This is a genomic window from Chitinophaga sp. H8 (genome assembly GCF_040567655.1).
Lineage (GTDB): Bacteria > Bacteroidota > Bacteroidia > Chitinophagales > Chitinophagaceae > Chitinophaga > Chitinophaga defluvii.
The window spans coordinates 1-13,079 of record NZ_JBEXAC010000004.1 but is presented as its reverse complement, the minus strand read 5'-3'; the positions used below and the strand labels follow the sequence as shown (position 1 = coordinate 13,079).

Below are 13,079 nucleotides of genomic sequence, written 5' to 3'. Positions count from 1 at the left end.
TCGGATTGCATTACATTGTTTATAACTTTGCATTGAACTATGAAGTGGTTTGCGTTAACATTGGTATTTTATCTCTCAGCACTTCTTTTAGTGCCGTGTAGCGATGCAATTAATCGCTGTGAAAGAGGTACGCCAACTTCTCAAAGGGAATCGCATAACCATAGTCAGGACAAAAATGATAATTGTACTCCTTTTTGTCACTGTAATTGCTGTAGTGTGTCTATGGCAACCTATAACTTCAACCTTCCTGAACTTAATATCCCCTTGCCAGCCTTCTCAGGCCAAAAAGTTGCATTACGGGATTTCCATTTTACTTCCCGTTATGTCGGTAATATCTGGCAGCCACCCCGGATCGTAGCATAATATTTCTTCAACAAGCATGAAGAGCCAACCAGTAGAATGGATTGGTAATTTCCGCTATACATCAAAAGCCAGTTCTATAATCTGTATAGAGCTACATTAATTATTAATAAAAATAATCGTGTTAGATAGAATTATTCGATTTAGTATAAAGAACAAAATCATTATAGGAATAATGACTTTGTTACTCATCATTTGGGGGGTGTGGAGTGCTACGAAACTCCCCATTGATGCTGTACCTGATATTACCAATAATCAGGTGCAAATCTTTACTACTTGCCCCACATTAGCCGGACAGGAAGTAGAGCAATTAGTGACATTCCCCATAGAGCAAAGCATTGCCAACATACCTGATATTGAGGAAATACGCAGTATATCCAGATTTGGATTGTCAGTTATTACTGTCGTATTTAAAGAGGAAGTGAGTATTTACTTTGCCCGACAACTCATTGGAGAAAGGCTTAAAGAAGCAGTTGACAAGATACCGCCAGGCATTGGATCGCCTGAATTAGCACCCGTGAGTACCGGATTGGGAGAAGTATATCAATACATCATTCACCCAAAGAAAGGCAGCGAAAACAAATACAGTGCGAAAGACCTGCGCACGATGCAGGATTGGATCGTGGCAAGACAACTGTACGGAACTCCCGGTATTGCAGAGGTAAACAGCTTCGGCGGCGAGCTTAAACAATATGAAGTGGCTGTAAACCCGGACAGGTTAAAGGCTATGGGTGTAAGTATTCCTGAAATTTTTACCGCACTCGAAAAAAGCAATCAGAATACCGGCGGCGCTTATATTGATAAAAAGCCAAATGCCTATTTTATAAGGGGTATTGGTTTGGTTACAAGTTTAGAGGATGTACAAAATATCGCAGTCAAAACCACCGGATTAGTCCCTGTTTTCATAAAAGACGTAGCAGAAGTGCGCTTCGGTAACGCTGTTCGTTATGGGGCACTTACCTACAATGGAGAAGTAGATGCTGTTGGTGGTGTGGTGATGATGCTGAAAGGTGAAAATAGTAATGAAGTGGTTAAGCGCATCAAAGAAAAGCTGCCAACCATTCAAAATTCTTTACCCAATGATATAGTGATTGAACCATACTTAGATCGTACTGATCTGGTGGGACGTGCTATAAGCACCGTTGAAAAAAATCTTATAGAGGGTGCTTTGATTGTCATTTTCGTACTGGTGTTATTCCTCGGTAATCTACGTGCTGGTCTTATTGTAGCCTCTGCAATACCGTTAGCTATGCTCTTTGCCCTGGGAATGATGAATGTATTTGGCGTAAGCGCCAACCTTATGAGTTTAGGTGCGATTGACTTTGGATTGATAGTTGACGGAGCGGTAATCGTCGTAGAAGCTACTATGCACCATTTGGGGCTAAGGAAATCTACGAAAAGACTTACCCAGGGTGAAATGGATGAGGAAGTATTTGAATCCGCATCCAAAATACGGACAAGTGCTGCATTTGGCGAGATTATCATTCTGATTGTATATATCCCTATCCTGACCCTTGTAGGTGTTGAAGGTAAAATGTTCCGTCCTATGGCCCAAACCGTAGGTTTTGCAATATTTGGTGCGTTGGTCTTATCGCTCACTTATATCCCAATGATGTGCGCCTTGTTCTTGCCGAAAAAAGCAAGCAACAAAAAAAGTTTCAGTGATAGAATGATGGAGAAGCTACAGCGTGTTTATCAACCCTTGTTGCAAATGGCCATCCGCTTCAAATATGTTATTGTAGGAGCAACAGTTGTAATCTTTGGCATTTCGCTTCTTGTATTCAGAGGTATGGGAGGTGAGTTTATTCCTCAGTTACAGGAGGGTGATTATGCTTTTCACTGTATTCTACCTCAAGGGAGTTCTTTGCGACAAAGCATTGAGACTTCTATGCAGGCATCCCGTATCATTAAACAGTTCGATGAGGTAAAAATGGTAGTTGGGAAAACAGGAGCTGCTGAAGTTCCAACAGATCCAATGCCACCTGAAGCATCTGATCTTATGATTGTATTGAAGCCGGAAAAAGAGTGGGCATCTGGCAGAAGTTATAATGAATTGGCTGATGCCATATTGGAAAAGCTGGAAGTTATTCCGGGCGTATTCTTTGAAAAGAACCAGCCCATTCAAATGCGGTTTAATGAATTGATGACCGGGATCAGGCAGGACGTGGCAGTAAAAATTTTCGGTGAAAATATTGATACGCTTGCTGCGTATGCCAAAGAGGTAAGCGAGGTTATTCAAAGTGTGCAAGGAGCCACTGCTCCGCAGGTGGAACGTGTTACAGGACTTCCTCAAATTAACATAGAATACGACCGGACACGAATAGCTAATTATGGCCTAACTGTTCAGGATGTAAATGATGTGGTAAGTACCGCTTTTGCAGGAAAAAGTGCTGGAGTTGTCTTTGAAAATGAAAGAAGATTTGATTTGGTAGTCAGGTTGGATAGTGCGCATAGAAGCAGTATAGAAGACGTAAATAACCTGATGATACCGACCTCTACCGGCAATCAAATCCCGCTGTCTCAAATCGCCAACATAGGTTACAAACTTGGACCTGCGCAAATAAGCCGCGAGGCTGGAAAAAGAAGAATAGTTATAGGTTTCAACGTGTCAGGCCGTGACGTGCAAAGCGTTGTTTCAGACATTCAGCAGCAACTGGCGGCAAAAGTAAAATTACCAACAGGCTACTACTTTACTTATGGGGGGCAATTTGAAAACCTTCAAGAAGCGAGTGCAAGGCTTATGATAGCAGTACCGATTTCGTTGCTGCTCATCTTTACATTATTATACTTCACGTTCCATTCAATCAAGCAGGCCGTTCTAATATTTACGGCTATTCCTATGAGTGCCATAGGGGGAATATTTGCCTTACTGCTTAGAGGAATGCCGTTTAGCATCAGTGCGGGGATCGGCTTTATTGCACTGTTTGGTGTGGCCGTACTCAACGGAATTGTACTAATAGGTACATTCAATCAATTACAAAAGGAAGGAATTACGGACGTATTTCAACGTGTCAGGGAAGGAACGCTTACCCGTCTGCGCCCTGTTCTAATGACGGCAACAGTAGCTTCTTTGGGTTTCTTGCCGATGGCGATCAGTACCAGCGCAGGAGCAGAAGTACAAAAGCCTTTGGCTACGGTGGTGATAGGCGGTTTAGTGACTGCAACTTTCCTCACCTTGTTTGTCCTGCCTTTGTTATATATCATATTTAACTCAAAACTTAATCTGAAAGGGAGCAAACCCAAAATGAAAACAACAATAATCATCTTGCTGCTAAGCATCGGTGGTATTGCATCGGCAAATGCACAGCAAAGAGTAAGTATAGACAGTGCGATAGGAACAGCTTTAAAAAGCAACTTACAATATGGCGTAAATGAGGCTGAAATACGGGCTGCGGGCCTTAATGTGAAGACAGCAACCGACATACCGAAGACAGGGGTCTTTGCCGAGAACGAAGACTTACGGCCATCTGATCACGTAGGTATCCTCAAAATAGGGGTTTCACAAAGTATAGCGTGGCCCGGATTGTATGCTGCACGTAGAAAATATCTTAATGAGCAATTGAAATATGCTGAACTGAATACAGGGGTATTGAATGCAGCCATAAGACGAGATGTTAGAGCTGCCTATTACCAGCTATGGTATTTACAGGACAAACAGATATTGTTCCAAAGGCTTGACAGCATTTATACCACAATGTTCCAGGCTACCGATGTTCGGGTTAGAACGGGCGATGTTCCCAAACTTGATAAGATTGCTGCGGAAGTCAAGTTGAGAGAATTACAGGCATTTATAGAACAGAATAGAAAAGAGATGATAGTTCAACAACAACAGTTAATGATGTTACTGAATCAGAACGAATGGTTGCTTCCTATTGCGAAGCCTTTGGGAAAATTGGATGCCGAATTATTGGACACTGCTAACGTCCATCCTGTTTTGAGCTTGCAACAGCAAAATGTAAATATCGCTTCAGCAAATATTTCTTTAATGAGAAACACGAACAAACCTGATTTTTCGGGCAGGGTGTTTAGTCAAAGACTTTGGGGCGCAGAAAATCCCTTTACCGGCTTTTCAGTCACAGCCGCTTTCCCACTATTTGGAATGGGGGCTTACCGTAGCAAAGTGAAAGCAGCAGTGGCCGAGAAAGATGTACAGGAGAGGACTTTAGCTTATCAAACGCAAGTATTTCAAACACAAAGAGCTTCAGCTTTAGCAGACATACAGAAGAATATGTCTTTGTTGAATTTTTATGAATCATCAGGATTGAGGCAGGCCGATGAAATCATCAGTGCCGCAACATTAAGTTATAGGTCAGGAGAAATCAGTTTTGCGGATCTAAGCCAGTTTCTAAGTCAGGCGATTAGCATCCGTCAGAATTATTTAGATGCACTGAATACGTATAACCAATCTGCCATTCAATTCTACTACTATAATAACAAATAAGATAAAATGAGAATCATAAATAAAATAGTTTTTGCCATAGTTGCTATTACACTACTGAATAGCTGTGGCGGTAAACACAAAGAGGGCGATGGTCATGACCATGGAACCGAAGAAACAAAGGGAGCAGAATCTGCAACAGAAGATCATGGCGATGAGCAATCATCTACTATCGCTTCACTCACCCAGGAACAAATGCAAGCTGCAGGAATTGTGTTGGGGAATATTGAACGTAAAAATCTTGCTGCTACTATTAAAGTAAATGGTGCACTAAGAGTTCCTAACAATAGAAAAGCTAACGCAACATCATCGTATGGGGGTGTAGTTAAATCATTGAGTGTCCAGTTAGGCAACTACGTTCGGAAAGGACAGGTAATTGCAACAATTGAAAATCCGCAGTTCGTCCAGTTGCAGGAGGAATACCTGACTATTGGGAGCAGGATAACGTTGGCAGAGCAAGAAGTGCAACGACAGAAGGAACTGAACGAAGGCAATGCCGGTGCTTTGAAAAACCTGCAAAGTGCTACTGCCGAACTTACCTCACTCAGAGCCAGGAAAGCCTCTTTACAGCAGCAAATACGCATGATGGGCATTAATCCCAATAACATCACTGCCTCCAATCTGAGATCTGCTTTGGTGGTCACAAGCCCAATAAGCGGCACGGTAAGTAATGAATTTGCCAAGATTGGCAGTTACGTGGATGTTTCTTCGCCGGTAGTGGAAATTGTTGATAACGGCCTATTGCACCTGGATTTGCAGGTGTTTGAAAAAGATTTGCCAAATATAACCGTAGGGCAAACCGTGTACTTCACACTTACCAATAACCCCAAAGTGAGCTATACGGCGAAGGTTTTTAATATAGGTTCATCATTTGAAAACGAAAGTAAAACAGTTGCTGTACACTGCACTGTTGTAGGTAATAAAGCAGGATTGATAGATGGAATGAATATAACCGCTTTAGTGAGTATAGATGATGTAGTAACACCAGCGGTTCCTAACGATGCAATTGTAGAAGCCGATGGCAAATTTTACATTTTCATTCTGACCGATAAGGAAGCCAAAGAACATAAGGAAGAAAATCACGAGGAAAAAGGAGGCGAAAATCAGGAACATAAAAACCAGCAAAACTTTGAAAAGATTGAGGTAATGAAAGGTGTGTCAGAACTGGGTTATACTGCTATTACGCCAGTCACTGAGATACCAGCCAATGCAAAAATTGTTAGTAAGGGAGCCTTCTTTATCAATGCCAAATTGAGCAATACAGGTGGGCATGAACATTAAATATGAACCAGCTTTGAAAAAATTTAAAAATAGTTGATTATGGAGAAAACTAAAATTAATCTGGATGTGGTACTACCTGATATTCCAGATGAGAAAGACGAATGTGTTCAACGAATTATCAGTGAATTGAACGGAAGGCACGGAATTGAAGAAGTTCATATTGTGAATAAAACCGATGCTTCACAAGCTCAATTATGCTTTCACTACGATCCGGAAAGTATTACAATAGAGAAAATTCAAAAGTTAGCTCAACAAGCCGGAGCTAACATAACAAGCAGATACCATCATCTTTTAGTTGAGGTGGATGGTATAAGGCATCAGCGTCAAACCAGGTCAATCGAAACATTACTTAATAAGACAAAAGGGATACTCGCTGTCTCCGCTTCTGCAAGTGGTGTAGTAATGATCGAGTTTGACACGCAACTCATTGATAAGGACGCTATCTTCCGTTTACTAACCAAAGAGGGGTTGAAGGTTGCTGAAAGCGATAAGCCTTCTCAATCCAAAGTCGTTAAACTTTCGCAGCACGAGCATAAAGACGGTGAACACGACCATTCTCATGAAGATGGGGGGCATGATGAAGATGGGGCGCATTCCCACGGCGGTATTTTCGGGAAAAATACAGAATTGATCTTCAGCATTCTTTGTGGAGTGTTTTTAGGCGCTGGCTTCGGTATTTCTTACATCGCTGGCATTTCGGAAATTGTTCCGATTTGCTTTTATATCGGCGCATATTTCTTTGGTGGTTTTTATACTACCAAAGAAGCTATACAGACAATCAGCAAAGGTGGGTTTGAGATTGATTTTCTGATGCTGGTAGCTGCCATCGGTGCAGCAATATTAGGGAATTGGGCCGAAGGGGCTTTATTACTGTTTCTATTCAGCTTAGGCCATGCCTTAGAACATTTTGCAATGGAGAAAGCCCGCAAATCTATTGCTGCATTAACTGACCTTGCTCCTAAAACTGCCTTGTTAAAACAAGGTGACCAGACAAAAGAAGTTAAAATCGAGGAATTGAAAAAAGGTGATGTAATTCTGGTGCGCCCTAACACGAAAATTTCCGCAGACGGTATTGTTGTTAAGGGAACAAGCAGTGTAAATCAAGCTCCAATAACAGGTGAAAGTATTCCGGTTGATAAAGAAGCGATTGCAGATAGCAATTTCAATATGGATGAAGCAGCCAAATTAGATGCGAAATTCAGGGTCTTTGCAGGTACGATTAATGGAAATGATTCTCTCGAAATTAAAGTTATTAAGGAAGCGAGTGATTCCACCCTGTCCCGTCTTGTAAAGATGGTAAATGAGGCACAAACGCAAAAATCGCCAACACAACAGTTCACAGACAAGTTTGAAAAATATTTTGTTCCGGCTATTCTTATACTGGCAGCTCTTCTCTGTTTTTCTTTTTTGGTGATTGATGAGCCATTTAGCAAAAGTTTTTACAGGGCAATGTCTGTATTAGTGGCGGCATCTCCGTGTGCATTAGCTATTTCTACGCCAAGTGCTGTTCTTAGTGGTGTGGCCAGGGCTGCAAAAGCCGGAGTGCTGATAAAAGGAGGAAAACCGTTAGAGGATCTCGGCACATTGACAGCATTAGCTTTCGACAAAACCGGCACACTTACAGAAGGAAAGCCAAAATTAACAGAAGTAGTCTCTCTGTCAAATATTGATGAAACTGAACTTTTGAAAATAGTGGTAGCTGTAGAACAGCTAAGCGACCACCCTATTGCCAAAGCAATTGTGAGAGATGGCAAAGAAAGATTGAAAGATGATCAAATTCCTTCTGCAACCAATATGAAAGCTGTTTTAGGTAAAGGCATTGAAGCGCAACTGAATGGCGAAACAGTATTAATGGGTAACCTGGCTTTGTTTGAATCATTAGATGGTAACCATCCTTCAGAGGAAATCGTAAAAAAGGTTCGGGAATTGGAAGGCAAAGGCAATACTTCCATGCTTGCAAGAAAAGGCAGTGAATACATTGGTATCGTCGCTGTAATGGACACACCAAGAAAGGAGGCGAAGGCTTCGTTACAGGCATTGAAAGGTATAGGCATACGCCGGATGATCATGTTAACGGGGGATAATCAAAAAGTGGCTGAGGCAGTTGCACAGGAGATAGGTATTACCGATGCCTGGGGTGGCCTTTTACCGGAACAGAAGGTAGAAGCTATTAAAAAACTCCGTGTTGATGAGAAGCGGGTGGCGATGGTTGGCGATGGTGTAAACGATGCTCCGGCAATGGCAAACAGCACAGTGGGAATTGCAATGGGCGCAGCCGGGTCAGATGTTGCTTTGGAAACGGCAGATATTGCCCTGATGGGAGATAAATTGGAATTACTGCCATTTGCCATAGGGTTGAGCCGGAAGGCCAAAAGTATTATCAAGCAGAATTTGATAGTCAGCTTAGGAGTAGTTGCAGCATTAATACCGTTAACAATATTGGGAATAGCATCTATTGGCCCTGCCATTTTTGCTCATGAAGGCTCAACCTTATTGGTTGTATTTAATGCGCTGCGACTATTGGTATATAAGCAGGAGAAATAAGGTATTAATAAACGAGTGAAGCATTATTATTCATAAAACATCCAAGCTATGAAAAAGGCACAACGAAATGATAAGGCTTTGGTGGTGGATATACTCACCAAGTCTTTTGACACAAATTTAAGCGTCAACTATATAATTAAGCAAGACGCTGAAAGAGAAAAAAGAATAAGGGCGTTAATGGATTATTCTTTTGAAGTCTGTACCGCTTTTGGTGATGTATTTATTTCAGATGACAATAAAGCCTGCGCACTCATCGTATATCCCGATAAAAAGAAAGCTACCTTAAAATCAACATTGCTGGATATAAAACTTATCCTAAAAGCAGTAGGCTTAGGTAATATAAGTAAGACTGTAAAAAGAGAAAAGCTCATAAGCAGCATTCAGCCTAAAGTACAGATGGCCTATCTATGGTTCATCGGCGTTGATCCTGATGCACAAGGCGGTGGAATCGGCAGTAAACTACTTCAGGAAATTATTGATTACAGTAATAGTAATAACAGACCTATTTATTTGGAAACTTCAACGGTTAAGAATTTGCCCTGGTACGACAAGTTCGGCTTTGAAGTTTACAACGAACAAGATTTGACATACCATTTGTATTTTTTCAAGAGGAATGTAAAATAATAGGCAATGTTAGTATTTGGAACGCAAATGCACATTGTCACATTTATTTTTGTGAGCATAGAAATAGTTATCTTTTTCTACCTGGGGATATTTCGCTTAGCACGGCCTGATGATAAGAACGCTACGTTAAATCTTGTTCTCATTTTTTTGTTACTTACCTACAACGTCACAGGCGGATTACTACCTGATCCGAAATTGCCTGGCTCCAATTTTTTGCAGAATATAATAGCATATGCGACTGGCTTTATTACTCCCTGTTATTTTCCATACTATGTATATAAAGCATTCGGCTTAACGAAATTAAAATTTCATGCTTACAGAGGCGTGTATCTTTTCCTGATTTTACCGTATTGCTTGTTCGTTATGGTCTTTTGGTTCACCGGGGATTTAAAAGATGCACAAAACCTGCTGATACTTCCGGTACTATATGCAGTTTGGGTAATCATCTCGTTAACGAAGGCAATCCGGTTTAAATACAACAACGACTTCTCCACCATAGAGGCCCGGCAGGAATTAGTTGTATTACTCTTTAGTATAACACCCTGGGTTGGCCTGCCCGTAATTACTTATTTCAATTTGGGGCAGGCGGTAGAGGCATTGATTACCAATATTGGGTTTCTTCTCCTATTTGGTTTACAGGTAAGCAGGCATATTACAGAGCTGAGAAATGAACATGAAAAATTGATAGAATCCGAACAACGACTAAGGAACTGGAATGCTGATCTCAAAGATGAGGTAAACAAACGCACTAAAGAACTGGAAAAAATCAATGAACAGAAAACGAATAATTTTATCAACCTTGTTCATGAAACAAAGACGCCTCTCACCCTGATAAAAAATTATCTGGATGAGTATATCAGTAAATATGGTACTGTTGAAGAATTGGATGTCATCAAAGGTGGTGTAGATAAACTGACGGCAGATGTTATTAACCTTTTTGATATTGAACGCTTCTCAAAGGGAATAGATACTTATAAGCATAATCAGATTTCTGATTTTAGCGGTATTCTTAGAGATAGCCTCCCTTTGTTCAAGCATTATTGTGTCAAGCATAATATCGAATGTTCGACCTGCATAGATGATAACATTTTTGTCAAAGCTGATCCCAATGCCCTTTACCGCATAGTAAATAATATAATTGAGAATGCCATTAAGTTCACAGATCCCGATGGCGAAGTGCTTATTTCATTGACAGTGGAGGACAATGAAATATCTTTTTCTGTTACAGACACTGGTGTAGGTATTCCTGAAGATTTGCAAAAGAAGATTTTTGAGCCATATTACCAAATAGGATATAAAAATACCAGTCTCCAGGGCATGGGGCTTGGACTGCCAATAGTAAAAAAAGTTGTCGAAGGGATTGGCGGAACGGTCCGTATAGAGAGCGATCCGTCACAGAGGCGTGGCACAAAAGTCATGGTTACTTTACCTCGATATGAGCCAACTGAAAAAGATACCATTGAAAAGGCTGTAGATAAATTAAGCAAGCTAAATTATAGTTTTAATCGCGGTGAGGTAAGCGACGGAGATTATGATGCGAAAAAGAGAACGATCTTATTGGTAGAGGACAATATTGCGATGATGAACTTCCTTTCCAATAAGCTCCGGCTTACCTACAATGTTTTTTGTGCACGGAATGGCTCTGAAGCGTTAAAGAAATTGTTTGAAATGGTTGTAACGCCAAATCTGATTTTGTCTGACGTGATGATGGATAAAATGGATGGGTTTGCTTTTGCAAAAACGCTTTCTGAACAGGATAAGTACAGCCATATACCCATCATCTTTTTAACCGCTAAATCTACACCTACCGACCGTCTGAAGGGTTTAAGGCTTGGGGCGATAGACTTCATTTCTAAACCATTTTCATTTGAGGAATTAAGTCAGAAAATCGAAACGGTACTTGATAACATGCTACGGCAGCAACAGGCGATCATTAGCACATCCATTGCAGCCCTGAATGCAGGGAAAGGCCCGGAAACTGACAATATGGCTCAGCCTGCACTTTCAAAGTTTGAACAGAATTGCAAGTTGTTGCACCTCACAACAAGGGAGATAGAAATAGCCCGGCTAATAGTCAAAGGAAAAACATATAGAGATATAGCAAAAGAGCTGTTTATTTCAGAAAAGACCGTAACGAAGCATATCCAAAACATTTTTGCGAAAGCTGAGGTTTCCAATAAAGTAGAGCTTATAAATAAACTGAGTAAATAAGCTACAAACAACTGATTTACTATTAATTGAGTACGGGAATAGTAGAAATAGCGTATAGGTTTCCGTGGTAGCCCGACCTACCTTTGCTGATGGCGAATAGTCGCCGAAAACTAAAGTAAAGGGGTATGTGTGAAGGTTATGTATTAGAATGGCTGGATACTTTGGTTACCGTTACATTAAATCCGGTGAAAACCAAAATAAGTATTGCTATTACGGATGATGTAGCAACGATCCAGGATCAGGTAATCGTTCAAAAAAACAAGGTTCAGTCTGCCATTAAGTCAACTGTATTCACCCTTGATGACGAAGCGAAAATCAAGTGCTTGATAAAGAAGTATCATTCGAGCCTGATTACTTTGCTGGATCAGGCATTGGAAGATATGGCGCTTATAGCAGATAACGGCCCTATAAGACAGGTATTAAGTACCATTGTCTCCTGCCTGGACGAGCTGCTCACTCTCATTGAGCACAGATTTACAAGTTACCTAAGCATAGAGGAAAGAGTACCTGCTACTTATCTTAATGGTGTTAAAAAGGAACTCAGTAAGCGGCTGTCAGTAATTGATAAAAAGCTACGTGGGTATGCGGCTTATCAACCGAGCTTTACAATATTGAGGCAAGAATTGGAAAAGTTTCTCAATCAGCCTTCAGACAAGCACACCTATATTTTTCAGGAAATACTGTATATAAAAGACCTGTGTTTAGAATTGGAGCGGCTTGAACCTGTGGATAGTAATGCGGCTTACTCCAAACTGGATGAATTGCTTATTAACATGAACTTCAATAGCAAAACTTATATCTATAACTTAACAGAAAGATTGGCTACGAATGTTAATGATATTGAGCAACCCGATGCAAAAATGGATAGTCTCCTATTCTATCTCAAACTGTTTAAGCAATACCACAAAAAACCAGGTATAATATTTAATCGGAAAGATGCGGATTTGCATAAGCAGGTTTCCAATTGGTTTACACAGGAGGTATTTTACCTTGAAAAGCAAATACATTATTCAATAGTGCCCATAAAGGGAGTTGCAACTCCGAAAGAAGTTGTTCAGAAAGAAAAGATCAAACTCCTATCTATACTTTCCGTTGATCAAATGGCACTGATATTAAGGGCAGCAGACGATCTGAAAATCGTTATGGCACGTTCTCTAAACAGTGTATTTAAAAATATTGTTCCCTACTTGTCAACCCCTTACCAGGAAAATATATCGTATGATAGCATGAGAAGCAAATCTTATTCAGCGGAAACGAGGGATAAGGAGATTGTGATAGAAACCCTTCAACAGATGATTAAAAGGATAAGCGACTATTGAACAAATACATTTTAGTCTGTTTACTAAAGTTGCGCTTCGATAGCCATTTTATCTATAACTGACCATACTTGTTCAATCTTATTCTCACGAAACTGGTAGAATACATTTTTTCGGAAAAAGCCACCTTTTTGCCGCTTACAGGCAGATCAAGAAAGTTCTCACGAGGCGTACAGTTAAAATTTAGCCTACTTGCAACATTAACCGCATCTGAGATTAGCAATTGAATACCTTAAATCCGCAAATAGATAAATAAAAAGAGCCGAAATAGGCCTGAATTTATTGGATTCAGGCTTTTCCGGCTC

General features: G+C 40.5%; 7 protein-coding genes and 2 pseudogenes. 7 read left to right on the top strand and 2 right to left on the bottom strand.

Annotated elements, in window-relative coordinates; translation table 11 throughout:
• Window positions 1-39 precede the first annotated feature (39 nt).
• The 7 genes from ABR189_RS28970 (at window position 40) to ABR189_RS28940 (ending at window position 12,777) form a co-directional block, all read left to right on the top strand.
• Entirely contained in the window at window positions 40-363 is a 324-nt protein-coding gene (locus ABR189_RS28970; protein ID WP_354664020.1) for a DUF6660 family protein, read from the top strand.
• A 118-nt stretch (window positions 364-481) separates the two neighbouring features.
• Entirely contained in the window at window positions 482-4,801 is a 4,320-nt protein-coding gene (locus tag ABR189_RS28965; protein ID WP_354664019.1) for a CusA/CzcA family heavy metal efflux RND transporter, read from the top strand.
• A gap of 6 nt (window positions 4,802-4,807) precedes the next feature.
• Complete coding sequence (locus tag ABR189_RS28960; RefSeq protein WP_354664018.1) at window positions 4,808-6,079, top strand: efflux RND transporter periplasmic adaptor subunit; 1,272 nt, start codon at window positions 4,808-4,810, stop codon at window positions 6,077-6,079.
• A gap of 39 nt (window positions 6,080-6,118) precedes the next feature.
• On the top strand, window positions 6,119-8,623 hold the full coding sequence (locus ABR189_RS28955) for a heavy metal translocating P-type ATPase (protein ID WP_354664017.1): 2,505 nt from the start codon (window positions 6,119-6,121) through the stop codon (window positions 8,621-8,623).
• 48 nt (window positions 8,624-8,671) lie between these two features.
• Window positions 8,672-9,247 (top strand): GNAT family N-acetyltransferase, encoded by a 576-nt coding sequence (locus ABR189_RS28950; RefSeq protein WP_354664016.1) that lies wholly within the window; start codon window positions 8,672-8,674, stop codon window positions 9,245-9,247.
• Between the two features lie 6 nt (window positions 9,248-9,253).
• Entirely contained in the window at window positions 9,254-11,458 is a 2,205-nt protein-coding gene (locus tag ABR189_RS28945; RefSeq protein ID WP_354664015.1) for an ATP-binding response regulator, read from the top strand.
• A 125-nt stretch (window positions 11,459-11,583) separates the two neighbouring features.
• Window positions 11,584-12,777 (top strand): hypothetical protein, encoded by a 1,194-nt coding sequence (locus ABR189_RS28940; RefSeq protein WP_354664014.1) that lies wholly within the window; start codon window positions 11,584-11,586, stop codon window positions 12,775-12,777.
• Between the two features lie 23 nt (window positions 12,778-12,800).
• On the opposite strand, the pseudogene ABR189_RS28935 reads toward ABR189_RS28940, so the two are convergent.
• Together ABR189_RS28935 and ABR189_RS30075 are read right to left on the bottom strand one after the other, a co-directional pair.
• Window positions 12,801-12,881 (bottom strand): annotated as a pseudogene (locus tag ABR189_RS28935) (ester cyclase); the annotation flags it as partial.
• 26 nt (window positions 12,882-12,907) lie between these two features.
• Window positions 12,908-12,997: pseudogene (locus ABR189_RS30075) on the bottom strand (hypothetical protein); the annotation flags it as partial.
• Window positions 12,998-13,079 lie beyond the last annotated feature (82 nt).

Coding starts and splice junctions, on each gene's coding strand:
- ABR189_RS28970 (WP_354664020.1), top strand. CDS start 40: ATGAAGTGGTTTGCGTTAACATTGGTATTTTATCTCTCAGCACTTCTT.
- ABR189_RS28960 (WP_354664018.1), top strand. CDS start 4,808: ATGAGAATCATAAATAAAATAGTTTTTGCCATAGTTGCTATTACACTA.
- ABR189_RS28955 (WP_354664017.1), top strand. CDS start 6,119: ATGGAGAAAACTAAAATTAATCTGGATGTGGTACTACCTGATATTCCA.
- ABR189_RS28950 (WP_354664016.1), top strand. CDS start 8,672: ATGAAAAAGGCACAACGAAATGATAAGGCTTTGGTGGTGGATATACTC.
- ABR189_RS28945 (WP_354664015.1), top strand. CDS start 9,254: ATGTTAGTATTTGGAACGCAAATGCACATTGTCACATTTATTTTTGTG.
- ABR189_RS28940 (WP_354664014.1), top strand. CDS start 11,584: ATGTGTGAAGGTTATGTATTAGAATGGCTGGATACTTTGGTTACCGTT.